The organism is Bartonella taylorii (genome assembly GCF_023920105.1).
Taxonomy (GTDB): domain Bacteria; phylum Pseudomonadota; class Alphaproteobacteria; order Rhizobiales; family Rhizobiaceae; genus Bartonella; species Bartonella taylorii.
Genome location: NZ_CP083693.1, coordinates 1,190,638 through 1,211,315, shown reverse-complemented (window position 1 = coordinate 1,211,315; position 20,678 = coordinate 1,190,638). Strand labels below are relative to the sequence as shown.

Genomic DNA, 20,678 nt, shown 5'->3' with positions numbered 1-20,678 from the left:
TATTGTTGCTATGTTTTCAGTGTTTGCTTTATAAGGTGGATGCTTTCCTTCAATTCAACAAACCAACTTCACGCATTTTCATCAAAATTATGTGATCAATCTTACCTGTTATGGGAAGATCAAACATTTTCTGAAACTGTTTTAAGGCTTCGGTTGTTTTTTGATCTTCTTTACCTGTAACAAGAACTTCCTTGTTACCAAAAATACGTAAAGCTTTTTGTACTTGTATAATATCTGTAACAGGAGGCTCTAAAACAGCTTCTTTTGAGCGTGGCATATCGCTTGTTTTTGTTGTCTCATTTTCTATTTCCATTTCGTTTTGCTTAATTAATACTGCAATTTCATCTGTCGTGGAGTTGGGTAAAGCATTGTTTTGCATTCTGTGAACAGCTTGCTGTTTCCATAGTGCTATGGCTCGACGCATTTTAGGTCCTTCTACCCCATCTAAAGGACCATCATAAAGTCCTAGTTTTGCCAACTTTTTTTGCATTTCTAATGTGTTTTCTGACAGAGCGGGTGAAGATGAATTTTTGCTTAGAGGGTTTGAAAAAGGTACAGAAGCAACGCGAGAAACTGCGCGAAATTTTGCTTCTTTTTTGGACAAAGTAGAATTTTGCTCTATATGCGGAGTGAATGTGAACTTCATTTTAGTAAAAACATTTTGTTGCATTTTCATTTGCGAAAATAAGGCATTAAATGCGACAAATCCAAAGCTAATAGTAAAGAGAAGAGCTCCAATGAAAAAAAAGGCATTTTTACGTGTATAGAAATAAAATGTTTTTGCAATCCAAAAAAGAAAATGACCACTTATGAGAATAAGTGTTATAATAATACTACTATAGTGTTTACGCTGTTTTATGGTTTTTGTTCTGCGTGTCTTTCGTTTTTTTATCATTATTTTTATTTTTTATTTCCAATTACAGTTATTTCTACATAGAAACGAAAATAAATTACTCTCACTTCCAACAACAAGAGGGAGGTGCATCTATTATTATTGTTCTCTCCTCCCAAACTGTCAAAATGAATGATCTCATTACATAAATGTATAAGCTGATAAATCAATAATAACCTTCATCCAATTTTTTCAGTTTTATATTTTACAGCATTTTTAAGAGCTTTCATCTATGCGATAGCATTTTTACGCTTGTAAGTCACATTATCACATATACCATCATCTAAATTGAAAGTGCTACGTCATTTTCTTATTTTTCTTGCGTATATATTTGGTAGTATTTGAAATAAAGTTGTAACACATTTGCTTATCATGCTGTAGAGTTAATAGCGGTGTGTATTTCTTCCAAATATCTCACATGTACACGGAATCACATTCCCATACAATGGTGTGATGAGCATAATTACCTCTCAATATCATATATGTTCTCATATAAATTCACTCTACTAATATTCAATAAATACCAATGAAAGTGATTTTTAAAATATCTGCAGGAAAATAGGCTATCTGCTTAATCCTTATAATTTTTTATATCTATCCTTTTTTATGAAACAGAAAATTGCAATGTCTGTTGTACAGTATCGTAACTCTCACGCAATACTATGGTTATTACGCATAATTTTTTCTGTCGCATTACATTTGCTTCCATCATATGTAGTGAAAGTGCAAGCTTACATATTTGTAACGCCCGCATTTTTTATTGTACAATTAATTTTGACGTTAATTTTTTAACGAAAAGATAATGCATCTCGTTTTTGTACAGCTGCATCACCTAATTATTATAACATAATGAACGGTATAAATTTGATAAACAAATACTCAGTTTTATAAAATACGCATTTTATAAATTTTTTATAAAGAAGAAGAGTATAAATTGCTGTTTTGTTTCATTTACAACTGCGGTACATTGGCTGCCCATGATACGTTTTTTGATTAAATTATTCTTATTTTTGTTTTTTGTTTTTGTCATCATTTCATTTTTTGTAGCAAAACCGAGCAATCATCATCCCTCTACCCAAACAAATAGTGAGGCAACAACGAGTGATGTGATTATTGCTTTTAAGGAAGCTTTAAATGATTTAGGAGCATTCTGTGACCGTAATATAGAAGTTTGCAAAGTTGGAAAATCCTTTTTAAGTTCACTTGGAGAACGCGCACGTTATGGTGCAAGAGCAGCTTACGAATATTTGGGACGAATATTGGAAAACAAGAATATGGCAGCTCCTCCAGATGTTACTCCCAATGTAGGGACACAGGATTCCACACAAAAACAGAAACATACCACATTACCTTAAAATAACAATTTTTTAACGTTTGCCATTGGTATTATGCTAAGAAGCACAAGAGCTTATCTTTCAACCAATAGTATTCAACATAATCATCAAAACAGGACTGAGATTATGGCAGAAACAATCAATGATATTATAGAAAACTTTTCTCTTTTGGATAATTGGGAAGACCGTTATCGTTATGTGATTGAACTTGGCCACGAATTACCGCCTTTTCCCGAAAGTGCTCGAAATGATGCTAACAAAGTGCCTGGATGTGTTAGCCAAGTATGGCTTTTATCTTCACGTAATAATGCAGAAAATCCAACGTTAACATTTCAAGGTGATTCTGATGCCCATATTGTGCGTGGGCTTATCTATATTCTTCTTGCCTTCTATTCAGGAAAAAAAGCTTCTGAAATTCGCAATGCGGATGCCGAAGGACTCTTTAAAATACTTGGTTTAAACGAAAATCTCACGCCACAACGATCAAATGGTCTTAAATCAATGATTGAACGAATTCGTAGCGAGAGTTATGTATAAAATTAACCCCACGTAGCAAAAGCCATAGAAAACTTCCATAGAAATATGTCTGATAAAAAGCATTTTTATATATCACAGACGCCCACTTTTTCAAAAACATGATTACTTGGTTTTCTTCCGTTTGCTTTTGCGCCCAAGTCCCATTTCCTTTGCCAAAGCTGAGCGTGCTTTTGCATAATTAGGTGCCACCATAGGATAAGAACTGTCCAGTTGCCACTTTTCACGATATTCTTCAGGCAACATTCCATAATGGGTCATGAGATGACGTTTTAAAGATTTAAACTTTTTCCCATCTTCAAGGCAGATAAGATAATCAGGAAAGATTGAGCGTTTTGGGTTAACGGCTGGCCTTTGCTTCTCAACTTCGACTTCTGTTAATTCTACATTCCCCGCTTTACGAAAAGCGGCATGGACATCAGCAATCAAACTTGGCACTTCAGTCGGTCGGATAGAATTATTACTCACGTAGGCAGCAACAATATCAGCAACCAATGTAATAACTAAATTGCTTTCAGTCTCTAAGACTGGACGATGTTCCATTCTAGTTTCCTTTAATTTAAAATCGAGTAATTTAAAATCGAGATACGGCACACATACTCATGATACAAAGATCTCATGCACATAGGTTTCATATTGTACAAAAATCTTTTTTGTCAATTCAATTATTCTATAAAATTGCCAAAACACAAAAAAATCAAATAAATACCTCTTTTTTGTCATAATATATATTAAGAAGAAATAGTTTCTTACCTATTAGAATATATTTTTGTTCTATAAAATATCGTGCATGGAATAAAATATATCATAAATATAAAAAATGATATAGCACAAAGTTATTTATTTTTTTAGCGTACATAGAAATAAAAATATTAAATATAACACTATAATATATAAATTAAGATTTTTATTTTATATATTTATGAATTAATTTTCATCTTTCTGAATTTAAAATTTGTCCTCATGAAAGAGATTTCTTGAATATAAAAAGTAGTTTAAACAATTTTTTTAAACTAGAAAAATACGGTAAATAAATTAAAAATCACTTATCTATATGATCATGATAAGGTAATTTTTTTCTTCTAGCCAGTAATATCAATATTCTAAATATATTCCTAAAATAAATTTTATTGTGTATATATAGAATTCAGTTTTATTGTTTTAAAAAGTCTAATTCCACTACTAAATAGCCTTATTTTCTTAGCCTGTCACTCTTATAAAAGTAGCATTATGCTTATAGAAGATGATACCTATGATATGTGATAAACAGAAGTACATAGTATCATTGTAGAAACTATCACAGCTACATTTTTGCAAAGGAGCGGGATCTATAGATTTATGCACTTGCATAAATGATATGATTCTAACATATAAACGAAACCATTAACATTTTTCATATAGGATCGTGTATGACTTGCTCTTCTGTAATTCCGCCTAAAGCATCCAAAATCATTCATAAAGAAATGTATCACGGTATTTGTCGTGATGATCCTTATCATTGGCTACGTGCATCTAATTGGCAAGAGGTTTTTAAGAATCCTAACTGTCTTAACGAAAATATTAGACATCATCTCGAAAAGGAAAATGCTTATCAGGCTGATCAAATGGCTGATACAAAGCCATTACAAGATTTGCTTTTTGCCGAAATGAAAAGCCGCATCCAAGAGAATGATAGTTCCGTTCCTATAAAGCATGGCTCTTTTGCTTACGGTTTCTCTTATGTTACCGGAGGTCAACAACCACATTATTTTCGTACACTAAGGAATGGCGGAGAAAAAAACATTTACCTTAATGGTGATGCTTTGGCTGAAGGCAAAGAATATTTCAATTTTGGTTCAGTTCAAGAATCTCCTGATCATACACATGTTGTATGGACCTACGATGACAAAGGATCAGAATTCTACAAAGCTAAAATTCGTAATTTGGAAACATTATCTGACTGTGTAGATACAATTACCGATACGTCCGGACAGATTGTGTGGGATGCTAATTCTGAAGGTTTTTTCTATACTAAGATGGATGAGAACCACCGGCCTTCTGAGCTTTATTATCACCGATTAAACACCGATCAATCGCAAGATAAGCTTATTTTTCGTGAAGATAATCCAGGATTTTTTTTACACGTAAGTGGTTCTAAGCTTAATGATGTGGTTTATATTAATATTCATGATCATGAAACGTCAGAGATTTGGTTGATCCCTGCTGAAGCGCCTCTCAGTGTCCCCCAATGTATACGAAAGCGACAAAAAGGTATTGAGTATTCACTTACAGAAGGTGGTGATGTTTTTTATATTCTGACCAATCTAGATAACGCAAAAGATTTCAAGATTATGGTAGCGCCTTACACATCTCCACAATCAGAAAACTGGTCTGAACTTGTGTCGCATCAGCTTGGACGTTTGATATTATCCCATGATGCATATCAAGATTTTCTTATCTGGCTCGAACGTTTTGAGGGGCTTCCTCGTATAAAAGTAATGGAGCGTACCACTAAACAGATTCATTCCATTGCTTTTACAGAAGATGCTTATTCTTTAGGTCTACAAGGTGCTGCAGAATATAATAGCCAAACCATTCGTTTTTCCTATTCATCTATGACAACCCCTGATCAAGTGTTTGACTATGAGATGAAAAGTCGCAAACGAGTGCTTTTAAAAACGCAAATAATTCCTTCTGGGCATAATAAAGATGAGTATGTAACACGACGTATTACAGCAAGTGCAGACGATGGCGAAAAAATCCCTATTTCGCTTTTTTATCACAAAACTACTGTTCTTGATGGTAGTGCACCTTGTTTGCTTTACGGTTATGGCGCTTATGGAATCTCCATTCCAGCCAGTTTCAATAGCAATGCACTTTCTTTGGTTAACAGAGGTTTTATTTATGCCATTGCCCATATTCGTGGGGGAAAAGAAAAGGGAGTTGAATGGTATGAGAAAGGAAAACACCTCTTTAAATACAATACATTTACAGATTTTATTGCTTGTGGGCGCTACCTTGTAAACAATAAATTCACGTCCCATGACCGACTCATTGCTCATGGTGGTTCAGCAGGAGGGATGTTGATGGGAGCTATTGCCAATATAGCTCCACAGGATTTTTCTGGAATCGTAGCAAATGTGCCTTTTGTGGATGTTTTAACTACCATGTTAGATGCTTCACTGCCATTAACGCCTCCAGAATGGCCGGAATGGGGGAACCCTCTTGAATCAGAAGAAGATTATAATCTTATCGCATCTTATTCGCCCTATGATAACGTCAAAGCTCAAAAATATCCCCCTATGCTTGTGATCGCAGGATTAACAGATCCTCGTGTAACTTACTGGGAGCCTGCGAAATGGGTGGCAAAATTACGAGACCTAAAGACAGACGATAATGCGATTTTATTGCGCATTAATATGGGCTCAGGTCATGCCGGCGCGGCTGGACGTTTTTCAAAGCTAGAAGAAGTTGCATATATCTATGCATATATCCTAAAAATAGTGGGAAAAAACTGCTGTTAATTTAAACATCTTTTCTTCTTTTTGAAAGGCTCTATAACTCATGAGATCATAGAGCCTTTAATACGGTATAAAAAGCTACCCAGACAGTTTAAAATCCACAATCTTCATAAAGTTTCAAAACATAGTCCCAATTAATTAAATGATCTACGAAAGATTCGAGATATTTGGGGCGTGCATTACGATAATCGATGTAATAGGAATGCTCCCACACATCAACACCGAGAATAGGATGAGCATCGTGAACTAAAGGATTTTCACCATTAGGCGTTTTCATAATTTTAAGCTTGCCATCTTTAACAGCAACCCATGCCCATCCAGAGCCAAATTGGGTACTGGCAGCAGCAATAAAGTCAGCGCGGAATTTATCATAACCACCTAGATCAGCTTCAATAGCTTTTGCTAATTTTTCAGGTAGTCTTTGACCACCACCGCCTTTTTTCATCCAAAGCCAAAAATGGTTATGATTGTAGTATTGTGCTGCGTTATTAAACAAACCAATATTGGTTCCAAAACTTTTTTTTACAATAGTTTCAAGGCTTTCATTTTCTAAGCCTAAATCTTTCACAAAATTATTGGTATTGGTAAGATAAGCGAGGTGATGCTTATCATGATGATATTCAAGTGTTTCACGTGACATATAAGGTGAAAGGGCATCATAATCATAAGGCAACGGGGCCAATTCAAAAGCCATTTAAAAATCTCCTCGATTCTAATTGTTAAGCTCACTCCACAAACCTAATTTGCCATTTACAGCATATAAAAGCAAATGCTGAATACCTATTTGTATTAAATAAATTTTTATGATTATCTCTTCGTGAAGGTGCTTTTGGGGGATGTATGCGCTTAAGCAATTAAAATATCATTAGGTTATATAACTACTGCTTTTGAAGAATTTTCTACATATGTAGACTAACAAAAAATACGATTATCTTTTTTAAAGAATGAAAAGTAAATTTAAACAGTTGTGAGCCTTTGTTTTTATTACCTAAAATATTTCTTTAAATATCTCACAAAATGCTTTCAATTTTTGCTAAGTCTTTTCTGGCTTATTCAGATGAGTGTTCCCTAGTTTTTATCACAGTATTTGCAACGAAATGCTAGCAGTTATCTTTTGCAGATACTATGGATTTTTGCCCTGACTTTAAAAGCATTTTATAAATCAAATTACAACTGTAAGTTTGCACATATTGATCAAAATGGGATTTTCCATGATAGGCTAATTATATTCATTACGCATTATTGGTCTAATCTATATGTAGGGGAAGATGACTTGTTTTTAAACTGAAGAATGAAAAATCATCAACACATAAATTTCTTTTGTTCTCCTGTTTCATGTAAAGAGTTTCGAGTTTGAATGAATCAGAAAAAATGCAACCCATGATAATCTATTAAATCTATTGATACAGTACAAAATTTGCATTTTTTCTACCATGAAATGAATGAATAAAATAACCAAATACGAATAATGCGAAATAACTGATAGTTAAATTTGTTTGTGTTCGCGTTATAAATTTGCGTTATAAACAAGTACAAGTTTCCGTTACAAATTTTGCATCAGCGCAGTATTAATAAGACTTCAAAACTTTATGATAAAAAAGTAAAAGCTTTGATTTTCAGATATTGCGCACATTCACAGGAATCGCTATAAGGTGCAGAAGTGGCTGTGAGCATATTTTTCTTTTGGGGTATAGCCAAGCGGTAAGGCACCGGTTTTTGGTACCGGCATTCCCTGGTTCGAATCCAGGTACCCCAGCCAATGTTTAATCAAATCATAGGTTGTATAAAAGTTCGGGAATTTTAAAACTTGAAAATCTTGAATCTTTTGGTCTATTCATTTGTTGTTTCCTATTCTGAGCTTTGTATAGTTTTTTGATTGATTCTATCATTAGCTGCTTTTTACTAGCTGAGCTAAACAACGTGACAGAAATTATAAGCACAACATAGAATAAAGGTTTTCCGCGTGTTGTAAGGAGAGAATACGGTCGATAATTATCTAAAAATAAATAGCTTTCCTAGTCCGTGCGCACAAAACAATAGCAATAAGGAGACTAAGTTTAGTGATATAATAAATCTCTCTCTTTATAGTTCTATGAACTAAGAGAGAACCCCAGTTTTTTGGGTGAGTGATTTATTTGATATTTATCTAAAGCGCGTGATAGTCACCGATGCGTATCATAATGGTTCTATTTTTATAAATAGAAATAATAAATGGGTAGTTCAAGCTCATCGAGAGATTCACACGGTCATTCACATCCATCAAGTTGGTTTCACTCTGACAGTTGTGATGTGGATGGTTATGCTTATGACGTGGCTGCAAATGGTATTAAAGGTGCAGTAGTAGGAGGGCTACTTGGTATCCCTAAAGGGCTATCTGGCATTGGCCATGGAATGGCAATAGGTGCTGCACAGCAAGGTGGTAACGCCTTGATCAATAAGATAGAAATAATGCTTTCACTGGTAAAGTGAAAGAATGCTGAATATCTCTGAGGCCAGTGATATTGTAACATAATTTAAAAGCATTTCACGACTGATTTTGGAGATATCTATTATTTCTGATAAATAGATATCTGGGGGATTTTTGTTATGGATATTATTCATAAACTTATAAAATTATTTCTTCCACTAATTATGGGTATTTGGGTAGGTATGTTGTGCTATAGATTTAACAGTTATAGTTGGAAGCATGCTGCAAAAGAGGCATTGCCAATAGGAATTATATTATTTATAGTAATAAATGCTGTTGATTATATTATTAAATATATTGTTTTATAGAAAGTAATAATAATTATATTCTATTTTTGATTTTTTTATGGATAGTTTTATTCAATAATTATTGACAACAATCATGTTAGGATTTTTAGTTGTTTTTACTTATATGTTCAAAGTTAAGGTAATTATTAGAAAAAAATTAAATAAAGAAATGAAATTGATTATATTTTTTATATTATATTATTAGTTTTTTAAATTAATATATTATTTTTTAGAAACATATTAACTTCTCCGATACGTGTGAACAATTCTTTCACTTGCCAAGTACGTAAAACGGGTAAGGAGAGGCTTAATACATGTGTATAAATGCGACATCCAAATTCTAAGAGTAAGATGATTGGCTAAATAAGCTCCTAAATATCCTGATAGAGTGCTAAGAGCAATGCTAAACAGCATGATAGCAATCATAAGGACAACAATAGCATAAAGGCTTTCCGCGTGCTGGGAGGGTAAGATGCGGTCAATAATTGCCTGAAAAATAAAAGGATTGACCAAGCCAAGTAAGCGCAAAACAATGGCGACAAAACAAAGTTCGATGACATAATGAATATATTTCTTGGTGGTTTGAGTAAACCAAGAGAAGGATACTAGCTTTTCGGGTGAATTGCTCATTTGAATTTATAATTTTGTTTAAGAAAAAGAGCGATTAATGTCGCATATTTAAACAGTATTGTAAATAGTATTATTACTAAATAAAAAATACATTTTTTATTAATACAATGTAAACATAATGTATTTATATTTTATAAATAATTTTATCACTATTTTAAAATTATGTTTGACATTTGTCTAAAACGCATGATAGCCACTTAAAACGTATCATGTTGATACGTTATTTTAAATAAAATAAGGAGAATTTTTATGTTTGGTTGGCTTAGTGGTTGGTCTAATACTGGTTTGTCTCATAGTTCGTCTAATGCTTGGTCTGATATTTCATCAATTAATTTTTCAAGTAGTGGATCACAGCCTGGGTGTACTGTCGGCGATTATCTCTCTACAGCAAATTCATACGGAGGGGTGGGAAGAGATATAGGAACAACTGATGGAGTATTTGTAGGCGGTATAGTTGGAGGTCTTACATCAGGCGGATGGGGTATAATTCCAGGTGCAGGAGTCGGTGTAGGTCTTGGCTATGGGGCAGGAGTAGGTGTAGGTTTAAATGCTCAGTATAACGCGTGCTATTATTAATTTATAAAGTATTTAGAAATATATCTCTGAGTTTATAATAATTTTATAGACATGTTTTTTATTAACTTATCTATATATCTTGATAAAATGGCTTTTAGTTATATACTAACTCTATATTTTAATTTGGAAATTTTATACGTTATGGGTGTTTTTCATATTATTAATGAATTAATTGAATTATTTACGTCGATATCTATTTTAATAATATTTATATCTTTATTTGAATTATATTACAAACATAAAAATTGTCTTAAAAAAGATATTAGAAAAAGTTCAATTATAAGAATAGGTTTATTTTTTGTATTTTTCTTTTTATTATTTTCTTTAGTTAATTTTTATATAACTTAATATATTTAAGTTGGAGTTTGTTATGATTGACATTATATTTAATATTAAAAATGCGTTACTTGCAACAAATATTTTTTTAATTTTAAGTATATTTTTTTCTAAATTACAATTTCCTACTTGGAAAAAGTCTATTAAATTAGGATTAATTACAATTATTATATACTTTATAATATATTTTGGACTTTATTATTTCATAAACTAATATTATATAAAATATCTATGTATTTTATAAGTGGTTATCTTGCTTACGTACAAATATAATCTTATATAAATGAAATTAACTTTATATAATTATATTATTTATAATGATTTATATTTTTTTATTAACTATTTTGGTGGTTGTTATTAATGTGGATGAATTTTATTAGCTTTGTTGTAAATATGTTATTTTCAATAATAAGTGTAATTACAATTATATATTATTTATTGTTACTAAATAAATATAAAAATTATAATACAAAAGAATACAAAAAAAATATATTATTGTTAGTGATAGGTTTAATTTTTGCAATTGTTTTTATAATAATTTTTATGAATATATACTATAAATTTAATTTATTTAATAACATATTAAATGTATAAAATAAATCATAATATTAGTTTTATATCTTATTAATAAATAATAAAAACTTATTTTTTATTATTGAGATATATTTGTTGTAATAATTTCATAGTTATTATTTTTATATACTATTTATCTTTAAAAAATGTTTACTGATTACAGTGAGACAGTGTCTTTAATATCAAGCATTATCATCAAGAGTTCTGTTTTTTATTTCCTATTTTTGAATCTTTTTAATTATTTCAAGAATGGGTTGTTTTGAGATTATTGTCTTTTGTATAAGAATTGTCAGTCTATAGTTTTTGAAAAGTGATTCTCTTCTTATGGATCATATTTATTGAAAAATAAGCAATTTTTATGAAATAAAGTGCCTTATCTCTCTTGATTTTTATCCATCATCTTGTGGGAGAGGAAGTGAAGCGATTTCTGTATCAAGGACATCCATAAAATCGATAATAAAAGCAGCATTAGTACCCAAATCTCTTGGCATATAACGTGAAGCAGAACGCATATCAACAAAGGTTGTATCTCCTTCATTGGTTAAACGTATCATAATGTCCGAAATGAAACCAAGATAAAAAGTTTTGGCTATCGTTTCAATATAAATCTAATTTTCTTCACCTTTAAACTCTCGTTGAGCCACAACAGGCCAACCGTAGGCTGCTAAAACATTGAGGACGGATTTACGAATACGATCAGGTGAACCATCATAACGACGTCCTGACATTTCCGGCCACACAGATATTTGTAATGCTTCATGTCTCATATTTCAACAGTATTGTAAATAGAATTATTATTTAATTAAATTATACATTATGTACACGAATAATATATACATAATGTATTTATGATTTTATAATTATTTTTAAAAATATGTTTTACATTAATCTAAAACGTGTGATAACCACTTAAAACGTATCATATAGATACATTATTTTAAGAAATAATGAGAAATTAAAGGAGAATAAAATGGGTAGTTCAAGCTCATCGAGAGATTCACACAGTAGCTCACATTCAACTACAGCGTGTGGTATTAAAGATTATTATCATGCCGCGATGAAAGATAAGACTGAGGTAGGACTCCTCGGAGGAGCTGTGGGAGCTGTGTATGGAGGAGTACGGGGTTCGCGAGGTGGTCCATGGGGTGCGGCTGTAGGCGCTGTAGCGGGTGGATTTACAGGTTATAAATTTGGCAGCAATGCAGGGCTTATTATAGGACCTATAAGCAAGTTTCAGGATTGTGGTGGTCGCGTTCACATTTTTTGATTTGTAGATAATTCTTAATAATATATTTTAAAATCAATTTTTTAGACATATATTTATAAATATATGTCTAATTTTATTTATTTTATAGATATATATCATTATAATATTTTATGTAAAAAATTTCATTTCGGATGTTTATTATGTATATTGGTAATAATGTTATTTCACTATTAATTGATAATGTTTTTGATATTTTATTTTCAATATTTATTTTTATATTTTCATTTTCATTAATTTATAGATGCAGTGGTGACAGTTGGAAAAATAGTATAAAGGAAGCGATTAAGACATTTTGGTGGTTATTTTTGTTATTTTTGGCGTTTTGTTTTATTTATGTTGCTTTTAAATATATTAGATATTAGTATTTATATTTAAATTATGTTTTATAAAAAATGATTTTCATTTAAGTAAGTTACTATTATTTGTAACTATATATAATTTTTGTTTTATTATTATGAATTTTCTTTATGAAATTGCAATAATCATTTATTGTAAAACACAGATGAATTTATGTGTATTTTATTGTTTCGAATATTTAATGATTTAAGTTTAAAATAATCTGTAAAACTTTATCATCGATAATAAGTGTGTTTTTATTGTTGATTTTTTCTGTAAATATATTACCTTATATTATATTTTATGATAATATATGTCACGCGCTAAAAAGAAGCCATAAGTTACTTTTAGGGGGGCAAAGAACTTGTCAGTATGCTTAAGCTGTTGAGAGGCAGTAACTGATTTGTTCGTTTTTGCGTGTCTCAAAATTTATTTTTGAGATAAGCTGATTTACTAATATAACTTACTATACTTCTAGCTTCTATTCATCATCTTGAGAAAGAGGGAGAGAAGCGATTTCTGTATCAAGTGCATCCATAAAATCGATAATAAAAGCAGCATTGGTACCCAAATCTCTCGGCATATACCGCGAAGCAGAACGCATATCAACAAAAGTTGTATCCCCTTCATCGGTTAAACGTATCATGATGTCCGAAATAAAGCCTAGGTAAAAAGTTTTTGCCATTGTTTCAATATAAAGCGCATCTTCTTCGCCTTTAAACTCTCGTTGAGCCACAACAGGCCAATCATAGGCTGCTAAAACATTGAGAACGGATTTACGAATACGATCAGGTGAACCATCATAACGACGTCCTGACATTTCCGGCCACACAGATATTTGTAATGCTGCTTGTTCAGTTAAAACACTTTTAAGCGGCAAAGCATCACTGGGGCGTGTCGTGCGAAAAAAGGCTGGGGGTCTTCGTGTATCAGTAGAAACATCATGAAGAGCCGGTAAGGTAAACCAAAGTCCAAAAAATAACACCAATGGTGTAGCTGTTATTAATGAATAAATGATTCCTTTTAAAGCTTTCATTCCCCCCAGAGCACCATACTCCCATAAACTGTAAAATGCTTTGAGTGCAAGAAAAAGAGAAACAGCAACACAGCAGGCAGAAATTACAATTAAAATGATGAAATCAACGACATTAATCACAGAAAAGCGCTGTAAAAGGATTGAAAATAACAAAATAAAGAACGCTAATCCGCCAAAACGAGGGGACCATACCGCTGCTCTTGAAATTAACCGCACATATTTTTTTTGCATGAAGTTTTCTTTCCCTCAATTGTAAACCCTAAGCAAATTTTTTCCTAGGTTTCATATCTTAAAAGCTTCTGGTCATACAACAAAAGTAAAGCACTTGTTTTTGAGGTCAAGGATGCGTGATGTTCATCAAGTTGCCAGCAATTATTTTAACGCATTCATTAAGGGCAATAATCATTCTTTCTATAGCTTATCATGGTGTCGGTCCAATTTTATGAGAATAATTTGTCGTCACATAACAATAAGCTTAGAGGGCAAGCTGTAAGGTTTCTACAAGTTTGTTTGTACAGAGTTTTCAGCTATCTCTATTATGTTTTGGTCAAAGGCATGTTATTCCTATCGAATAAGCTATGATTATTTGCAACAGAGGTCGTATTCTCTTCATATTTATAATCAATATATCGTTCTTTAGGTATTTGTGTGCAAGATTTATATTTCAATGGAAGACGATTGTGGGGATCATGGAATGGTTTTTGGGCCCCAATAAAAAATTCAGTTGTTTGAAAGTTAGAATGAAAATTCCATTTTAATTCTGATGTTCGACTAATTGAGATTAAAAATAACCATTTTGCGTATATTTTGTTTACTCTTATAGAAAAAAGCATTTGTCTATTGTTCTTTTATCCATTGAATATGTGACAGGTGGCAGATGAAAGGAAGGATTCACCTTCTTTTTTTTCAAGTGCAGAAGGAGCAAAGGTACGTAAAACGACAAAACCTTTATTTACATTTTTAGCGATGAAAACTGAATTGGCATTGTCTTTGGGTTTTGGCTTTTTAAGTTCTATTATTTGTAACGGTTTGCCAATGATAAGATCTAGCTTAGCATCAGGGGATGTTCGGTCATTAAGGCTGTAGAAAATCATTCCGTCGTATGTGTAGGCTGCTAGTGTCCAAAATTGTATTGTCTTTAAAGTTTTTAAATGAACAGGGCCATTTTCGAGATCAAATCTGCAGACTTTAAGAAGAAAGAGCGGATCAGCGGACTGTTGAATAGGATTACGAGCATCCAAGTCAATGAATTGATAAGGAGCTCCCGATTTTTTAAGCTCTATCCATATATTATCTCGTATCCAATAGGGGATCAGAAATAAAATGCAAATATGAACAATAACAGCACCAATGCTTGCAAGAAGCGCGGCATGAATAAATCTAGTCACAGCTTTTTTGTCCTGATGGGATTTGTTCTACAGAGGGCATTGTAAGCTTTTGTAATGCCGTTGCGGAGATGATTGAGGTATCGTATAAAGTAAGAATAAGTCCAAATTCTTTTTGACTAACCGTTGCAAGCCAATTTCCAGTTTGTGGTGTTGGTGCGATGTTGATACGCAAAGAGCCATCACTTTCATAGGTAACATTGTTGGTATAGAGTTCGAAAGGTATTTCTTTAGATGAAGTGTACGGTTTGAGTGATCTGTCAGCTGTATAAAGTGTAAAGAGGCGGGTTTCAGGGATGTGACCTTTGAGCAAATAATGGCAATGGGGGCGTAGCGGATGTCCGTGGTTGTCTTTCCACAGTTGGAAAGTAAGCCCTTCTGTATATCCGAGTGAAATGTCACCTCGTTTGGCAGTGCGCGCACGGGTATAGGGATCAGTGTTGGTTGTTCCTACTTCTGGGTAAGCACTCCATTCGCCAATTGTAAAACGTCCGAAATTATTGAAGGAATTGAGCATATAATTGACGCTAAACGTTCCACACAAAATGGAAAAAGTAGAAATGAAAAAAAGCACAGCAATATTAACAAACATTGTAGAATATTTCGAATTCAATTCGTTAAAGCTCCAAGTGTTTCCAGTTTCAAAGAGATTGCAGATGGCTTTTTCAGATCTTTGTTAATCAGTCGCACAATATTCAATGTTGCAGGGGAGAGTGTATAAGATATTTTAGGTGAAAACTCAGAAACATTGCGGGAATCGGGGAGTGGCTGATAAGGGAGAAGCGAATCTTTGACACCATAGAGTTGTTTGAGCATGATATTTTGGTGTGCATAGAGCATGATGCTATGCCATATCATGGCAGGAACACCACCACCAAAAGCGCGATTCATCGGTGAAAAATTATCATTACCCATCCATACAGCCCCAGTATAATTACCAGTAAAGCCAACAAACCACGCATCGCGATAGGATTGTGATGTTCCAGTTTTTCCAGCAACAAGGGTCATGGGGAGAGCAGCACGTTTACCGGATCCTCGTGTTGTGACACCAACCATCATTTGGTTCATATAAGCTGCTGATTGTCCACTGAGGACTCGATGTGGTTTATTACCATTATGTTCGAAGTCCCACACTACATGTCCATCTGTTGTCTTGATTTGTGTGAAACCATGGTGATTTCCGGCTATGCCACCATTAGCAAAAACATTAAAACCAATTGCTTGATCCATTGGCGTCATATTGGATGTGCCTAGAACCATAGTTTTGTGTGATAAAATATGTGCATGAATTCCCATACTTTTGATCAGATCTATGATAGGTTGGGTATCGCGGTTAAGATATTGATAGGTAAGATAGACAGGCACTGTATTGATAGAAAAAGCTAAAGCGGTTGCTAAATCGATTTTACCAAGATAACGACCCGAGTTATTTTTGGGTGACCAACCTCCCCAATTTATAGGAGCATCTGAGACTATTGTAGAGGGAGACAAACCATGTTCCATTGCGGCTGCGTAAACATAAGGCTTAAATGAAGAACCAGGTTGCCGACCGCCTTGTGTTGCTCTGTTAAATTGACTTTTACTATAATCAAGTCCTCCAACAATTGCACAGATAGCTCCGTTATTATCAAGTATTACGGTGGCTGCTTGTGTTACGCGATATTGTTGACCATACTGGTGTAAATGATAGGCGATTGCTTCTTCTGCTGCTTTTTGAATATCCGGATCGAGAGTAGTTTGAACGATTAAAGTATGGCTTGGAAGTTGGTCATCCATTTTTTTGACTTCGTCGAATGCCCAGTCAAGAAAATAATCAGGTTGAGTATTATTTATTTTTGTAAGTGCTCTGGCAGGATGACGATGGGCATTGATAATTTGGCTCTCAGTCATGAAACCGCTATTAACAAGATTAGCAAGTACTACATTGGCACGTGTTTGAGCAGCAAAAAGGTGGCTATGAGGAGCATATTTAGTTGGGGCCTTGAAGAGACCTGCTAACATAGCGGATTCGCTAAGAGATATATTGCGTATATTTTTCCCAAAATAAAATTTGGCTGCTGCTGCAATACCAAAATTGTTTCCTCCCATATATGCACGGTCAAGATAAAGTTGCAAAATCTGCTTTTTGCTGAAGTTTGCTTCTAACCAAAGGGCGAGATAGGCTTCTTTGATTTTGCGTGTTATGGTTCTTTCATTTGTTAAGAATAAATTTTTAGCCAGTTGTTGTGTAAGGGTTGAGCCACCTTGAACTACACTTTTAGCCTGCATATTTTGTGAGATTGCTCGGGTGAGACCTTGCAAATCAATACCCCAGTGATCAAAAAAACGGCGATCCTCTGTCGCAAGAACCGCTTTAATAACAGAATTGGGCATTTCTTCAACGGGGACGGATACAGCCGGTAATGCACCACGGTGACCGATAGGATTTCCATAGCGATCTAGAAAAAGAATAGAAAAATTCTTAAGAGAATACCAATCTTTTTTGGTTAATTCGAAAATGGAAATACCAAAAATCGTAAAAAGAGTAAAACCAATCAATCCTAATGTCAGTGCTTCATTGAGAATTTCTACTATAAAGCGTTTCCATCCTCGGAGATGAAAATATTGTGATATGATTTGTGTTTTATTCCAGAAGGAACTATGAGCAGAACTGATGCGATAAAGTGCTGTATCAAACAATGCATCCAATTCAATAAGTGCAGGACTGTGGAATGGCTTATTGTATTGTGCTTTCTTTTTTTTAAAAAAGTCAAACATTTAAAGAGAGCCTATAACAAAGTAATGCAACAAAAAAGCTATAATGATTATATGGAGTAGCAGTAATTTTTTGCTATAGTGCAAACAGAAAAAGAGGTTACTTATTTTAGGATTACGGTAAATTAGTTATAATATATTGCGTATTCAGCTTTGATATTTTTTTAATTCTCTATCTCAATTATTTTTATAATCTTTGAAAATATTTTATTTTAAAATTACTAAATTTGAGAATAGTATCTACCTATTATTCTCTTACAAGGGAGGTTATGTTATTCTCGATGGATAACTTTTGAATAAACGAAAGAAATCACTATTCATTTTACATTCAAGAGTAGATTATGAAAATATATGTAGTGGAAAAATTTTGCTTTTTTGTGATGGTAGCAGTTCTTCTGGGGGGGAATTCTGTTTTTGCTGCTGGTTGTACTGAAGTGGGTAGGAATGTTGCTACCCAAGAGAAGGGAGTATTGGTACGTTCAAAGCCGGTTATTCAGGATGGAAAAGATATGTGTATGGTTGTGGTTATTGTGCCCGCCCGTGATGGTGAAAAGCTGCGTCGTGTTGAGGTTTTCGTCTCCGCCGATTAGTGTTTGGCAGATGTTGTGATGCGTATTTTAATTGTCGAAGATGATCGGAATCTCAACCATCAATTAGCAGAAGCTGTAAGGAGGGCGGGGATATGTTTCAGATAGTGCTTTCGATGGTGAAGAGGCTTATTTTTTAGGAAGTACAGAGTCTTATGATGCTGTAATTCTCGATATCAGTCTACCGCGTAGAGATGGAATTTGTGTTGTTGAAAAATGGCGCCAAGAAGGATATCTCATGCCTGTTTTAATGCTAACAGCACGAGATCGCTGGTCTGATAAGGTGCTTGGCATTGATGCAGGTGCTGACGATTATGTTGTTAAGCCATTTCATATGGAGGAAGTGATGGCACGGTTGCGGGCGTTAATTCGTCGAGCTACTGGGCATGCGACAAGCACATTATGCTTTGGTCAGGTTTTATTAGATACCAAAACTTCTCGTGTTTTTGTTGATAGTCAGTTGATTAAATTAACATCCTATGAATTTAGACTTCTTTCGTATCTCATGCATCATTGTGATAGAGTGATTTCAAGGACGGAGCTTATCGAGCACCTTTATGATCAAGATTTTGACAAGGATTCAAACACGGTTGAAGTTTTTGTGGGGCGGTTACGTAAAAAGCTTGGAGTGGATTTGATTGAGACTGTTCGAGGAATGGGCTATTGCGTGAGAACACTAGGTGATTAATGAATGTTTTAAAAAATAATACTCGTCTTAGGAGGCTATTTTTTTTCGTTAGTAGATCTCTCAGTTTACGCGTTATGATATTATCAACATTATGGATCATTATTTCGCTTTCATCGATTTCTGCAGTTAGTATTTTATTTTATAGGCGCTCAAGTGAACAAAGCTTAGAGCGTGTGCTTTATGCTCAGCTTTATAGTCTCATTGCAACAGTGACGGTTTCACCAGAAGGGAATTTGAGAGGAAGTGTTGGGATTGATGATATTCGTTATTCCGATCCAACAACAGGATGGTATTGGGAAGTCGTTGCTATATCACATAATCTAAAAGGGAGATTGACATCTCCATCATTAGGAACAGGCAGCATATTTGCACCGAGCGATATCGATATACCTTTTGACAACAAATTTTTTCGGTCTTATCGGATAAAGGGGAACAAAAATCAGAAGTTACAAGTCATTGAGAGTGATGTTGTTCTTGATAATCAGAATCACATTGCGCGTTTTCGTCTCGTTGGGAATATCGATGGGGCACATGCACAAGTATGGGAATTTGAGCGGACTTTGCAGGTTTTCCTTTGGAGTTTTGGTATAGGCAGTGTTCTTATCAATATTGCTATTATTTTCTTTAGCTTTCAACCTTTGAAACTTATTCGACGTGCATTGAATGATATCCGCGAGGGTAGAGTTTATCATGTGAGTACGGATTTAGTAAGCGAAGTTATGCCACTAGCACGAGAGATGAATGCTCTCATCAAGAATAATCAGCGTATTATTGAACGGTTTCGCACACAGGTTGGTAATCTTGCTCATTCATTGAAGACGCCTTTATCAGTGATTATGAATGAGGTTGATAAGATGTATGGAGAACAAGCCATTTTATTGAGAGAGCAAACTAAAATAATGCAGGCTCAAATAAATCATTATCTCCAGCGTGCACGGATTGCAGCACAATGCGATAGTATCGTTTATCATACATCTGTTCGCAGAGTGGTAGATCGTTTAGTGCGGGTTATGGAAAAGCTTACCCCTGAAAAAAAGTTTCAATTTGTCATGGAGGTTGATGATATTGTTTTTTCTGGTGAGAGAGAAGATTTAGAGGAAATTGTAGGGAATTTGATTGAAAATGCTGCTCAGTGGTCTAGCACAAAAGTTCTTATCTCCTGTCGTTTAGAAAAAAATATTGAAGAAACAGAATGCTTTAGCATTCTCGTAGAAGATGATGGATCTGGTTTAACAGAAGATAAAATTGATGAAGCGTTAAAAGAGGACGGCGATTTGATGAAAGCAAGCCTGGGACAGGTTTAGGGTTAGCGATTGTTTCAGATATGGTCAATGAATATGGTGGAAGTCTTTTTTTATCGCGTTCTGACTTGGGTGGGTTATGTGCAAAAGTTTTATTACCAAGCAGGAGGTAAATATCTTTTCTCTAGAGCATTTGTAAGCAGGCAGTAGTATTTTTGTGAATAAGAGGGGAAGGAGAGGATAAATTGATTATAC

Annotated in this window: 15 protein-coding genes, 1 tRNA gene and 3 pseudogenes; 10 read left to right on the top strand and 9 right to left on the bottom strand. The window is 33.8% G+C overall.

All coding sequences use genetic code 11. The features are described 5' to 3' along the window. Positions 1-49 precede the first annotated feature (49 nt). Complete coding sequence (locus LBE40_RS05325) at positions 50-895, bottom strand: peptidoglycan-binding domain-containing protein (RefSeq protein WP_004860881.1); 846 nt, start codon at positions 893-895, stop codon at positions 50-52. 974 nt (positions 896-1,869) lie between these two features. Here LBE40_RS05325 and LBE40_RS05320 point away from each other — a divergent pair. Then, entirely contained in the window at positions 1,870-2,247 is a 378-nt protein-coding gene (locus LBE40_RS05320) for a DUF5330 domain-containing protein (RefSeq protein WP_004860885.1), read from the top strand. Between the two features lie 105 nt (positions 2,248-2,352). Continuing rightward, positions 2,353-2,763 carry a SufE family protein gene (locus tag LBE40_RS05315; protein WP_004860888.1) on the top strand — a complete coding sequence of 137 codons (411 nt, stop codon included), beginning with the start codon at positions 2,353-2,355 and terminating at the stop codon, positions 2,761-2,763. Between the two features lie 102 nt (positions 2,764-2,865). Here the strand turns inward: LBE40_RS05315 and LBE40_RS05310 are convergent, their stop codons facing one another. Continuing rightward, positions 2,866-3,303: a Ros/MucR family transcriptional regulator gene (locus LBE40_RS05310; protein WP_004860891.1), complete on the bottom strand. Its 438-nt coding sequence runs from the start codon at positions 3,301-3,303 to the stop codon at positions 2,866-2,868. 866 nt (positions 3,304-4,169) lie between these two features. On the opposite strand from LBE40_RS05310, the gene LBE40_RS05305 reads away from it, so the two are divergent. Next, positions 4,170-6,263, top strand: a complete 2,094-nt coding sequence (locus LBE40_RS05305) for a S9 family peptidase (protein WP_004860894.1) — start codon at positions 4,170-4,172, stop codon at positions 6,261-6,263. An 88-nt stretch (positions 6,264-6,351) separates the two neighbouring features. On the opposite strand, the gene LBE40_RS05300 is transcribed toward LBE40_RS05305, so the two are convergent. Then, positions 6,352-6,954 carry a superoxide dismutase gene (locus tag LBE40_RS05300; RefSeq protein WP_004860898.1) on the bottom strand — a complete coding sequence of 201 codons (603 nt, stop codon included), beginning with the start codon at positions 6,952-6,954 and terminating at the stop codon, positions 6,352-6,354. A 990-nt stretch (positions 6,955-7,944) separates the two neighbouring features. Between LBE40_RS05300 and LBE40_RS05295 the strand changes: the two genes are divergently transcribed. Next, positions 7,945-8,019, top strand: a tRNA-Gln gene (locus LBE40_RS05295). Positions 8,020-8,471: 452 nt separating this feature from the next. After that, positions 8,472-8,729 carry a hypothetical protein gene (locus LBE40_RS05290; protein ID WP_004860901.1) on the top strand — a complete coding sequence of 86 codons (258 nt, stop codon included), beginning with the start codon at positions 8,472-8,474 and terminating at the stop codon, positions 8,727-8,729. A gap of 525 nt (positions 8,730-9,254) precedes the next feature. Here the strand turns inward: LBE40_RS05290 and LBE40_RS05285 are convergent. Continuing rightward, positions 9,255-9,644 carry a 6TM ABC transporter family protein gene (locus tag LBE40_RS05285; protein WP_252615168.1) on the bottom strand — a complete coding sequence of 130 codons (390 nt, stop codon included), beginning with the start codon at positions 9,642-9,644 and terminating at the stop codon, positions 9,255-9,257. A gap of 249 nt (positions 9,645-9,893) precedes the next feature. On the opposite strand from LBE40_RS05285, the gene LBE40_RS05280 reads away from it, so the two are divergent. After that, positions 9,894-10,220, top strand: coding sequence for a hypothetical protein (locus LBE40_RS05280; RefSeq protein ID WP_004860913.1), 327 nt, complete (start codon positions 9,894-9,896; stop codon positions 10,218-10,220). A gap of 1,298 nt (positions 10,221-11,518) precedes the next feature. On the opposite strand, the pseudogene LBE40_RS05275 reads toward LBE40_RS05280, so the two are convergent. Continuing rightward, positions 11,519-11,884 (bottom strand): annotated as a pseudogene (locus tag LBE40_RS05275) (DUF1499 domain-containing protein); the annotation flags it as partial. Between the two features lie 215 nt (positions 11,885-12,099). On the opposite strand from LBE40_RS05275, the gene LBE40_RS05270 reads away from it, so the two are divergent. Continuing rightward, positions 12,100-12,396 (top strand): hypothetical protein, encoded by a 297-nt coding sequence (locus LBE40_RS05270; protein ID WP_208432630.1) that lies wholly within the window; start codon positions 12,100-12,102, stop codon positions 12,394-12,396. An 817-nt stretch (positions 12,397-13,213) separates the two neighbouring features. On the opposite strand, the gene LBE40_RS05265 is transcribed toward LBE40_RS05270, so the two are convergent. The 4 genes from LBE40_RS05265 to LBE40_RS05250 form a co-directional block, all read right to left on the bottom strand. Continuing rightward, positions 13,214-13,999 (bottom strand): DUF1499 domain-containing protein, encoded by a 786-nt coding sequence (locus LBE40_RS05265; RefSeq protein WP_004860918.1) that lies wholly within the window; start codon positions 13,997-13,999, stop codon positions 13,214-13,216. A 617-nt stretch (positions 14,000-14,616) separates the two neighbouring features. Further along, positions 14,617-15,156 (bottom strand): DUF1254 domain-containing protein, encoded by a 540-nt coding sequence (locus LBE40_RS05260; RefSeq protein ID WP_004860921.1) that lies wholly within the window; start codon positions 15,154-15,156, stop codon positions 14,617-14,619. Continuing rightward, on the bottom strand, positions 15,149-15,745 hold the full coding sequence (locus LBE40_RS05255; RefSeq protein WP_004860927.1) for a DUF1214 domain-containing protein: 597 nt from the start codon (positions 15,743-15,745) through the stop codon (positions 15,149-15,151). The genes LBE40_RS05260 and LBE40_RS05255 overlap by 8 nt, the downstream gene beginning before the upstream one ends. Positions 15,746-15,762: 17 nt before the next feature. Beyond that, on the bottom strand, positions 15,763-17,910 hold the full coding sequence (locus tag LBE40_RS05250) for a transglycosylase domain-containing protein (protein ID WP_004860930.1): 2,148 nt from the start codon (positions 17,908-17,910) through the stop codon (positions 15,763-15,765). A 338-nt stretch (positions 17,911-18,248) separates the two neighbouring features. Here LBE40_RS05250 and LBE40_RS05245 point away from each other — a divergent pair, with 338 nt between their 5' ends. The 3 genes and pseudogenes from LBE40_RS05245 (at position 18,249) to LBE40_RS05235 (ending at position 20,596) form a co-directional block, all read left to right on the top strand. Next, the gene (locus LBE40_RS05245; protein WP_004860931.1) at positions 18,249-18,497 is read left to right on the top strand and encodes a hypothetical protein; all 249 of its coding nucleotides are present in this window, start codon (positions 18,249-18,251) and stop codon (positions 18,495-18,497) included. A gap of 18 nt (positions 18,498-18,515) precedes the next feature. Continuing rightward, positions 18,516-19,182 (top strand): annotated as a pseudogene (locus LBE40_RS05240) (response regulator transcription factor). Beyond that, positions 19,182-20,596, top strand: a pseudogene (locus LBE40_RS05235) (ATP-binding protein). Before LBE40_RS05240 ends, LBE40_RS05235 begins: the two co-directional pseudogenes overlap by 1 nt. Positions 20,597-20,678 lie beyond the last annotated feature (82 nt).

Coding starts and splice junctions, on each gene's coding strand:
- LBE40_RS05320 (WP_004860885.1), top strand. CDS start 1,870: ATGATACGTTTTTTGATTAAATTATTCTTATTTTTGTTTTTTGTTTTT.
- LBE40_RS05305 (WP_004860894.1), top strand. CDS start 4,170: ATGACTTGCTCTTCTGTAATTCCGCCTAAAGCATCCAAAATCATTCAT.
- LBE40_RS05290 (WP_004860901.1), top strand. CDS start 8,472: ATGGGTAGTTCAAGCTCATCGAGAGATTCACACGGTCATTCACATCCA.
- LBE40_RS05270 (WP_208432630.1), top strand. CDS start 12,100: ATGGGTAGTTCAAGCTCATCGAGAGATTCACACAGTAGCTCACATTCA.
- LBE40_RS05315 (WP_004860888.1), top strand. CDS start 2,353: ATGGCAGAAACAATCAATGATATTATAGAAAACTTTTCTCTTTTGGAT.
- LBE40_RS05245 (WP_004860931.1), top strand. CDS start 18,249: ATGAAAATATATGTAGTGGAAAAATTTTGCTTTTTTGTGATGGTAGCA.
- LBE40_RS05250 (WP_004860930.1), bottom strand. CDS start 17,910: ATGTTTGACTTTTTTAAAAAAAAGAAAGCACAATACAATAAGCCATTC.
- LBE40_RS05265 (WP_004860918.1), bottom strand. CDS start 13,999: ATGCAAAAAAAATATGTGCGGTTAATTTCAAGAGCAGCGGTATGGTCC.
- LBE40_RS05310 (WP_004860891.1), bottom strand. CDS start 3,303: ATGGAACATCGTCCAGTCTTAGAGACTGAAAGCAATTTAGTTATTACA.
- LBE40_RS05255 (WP_004860927.1), bottom strand. CDS start 15,745: ATGTTTGTTAATATTGCTGTGCTTTTTTTCATTTCTACTTTTTCCATT.
- LBE40_RS05325 (WP_004860881.1), bottom strand. CDS start 895: ATGATAAAAAAACGAAAGACACGCAGAACAAAAACCATAAAACAGCGT.
- LBE40_RS05285 (WP_252615168.1), bottom strand. CDS start 9,644: ATGAGCAATTCACCCGAAAAGCTAGTATCCTTCTCTTGGTTTACTCAA.
- LBE40_RS05280 (WP_004860913.1), top strand. CDS start 9,894: ATGTTTGGTTGGCTTAGTGGTTGGTCTAATACTGGTTTGTCTCATAGT.
- LBE40_RS05300 (WP_004860898.1), bottom strand. CDS start 6,954: ATGGCTTTTGAATTGGCCCCGTTGCCTTATGATTATGATGCCCTTTCA.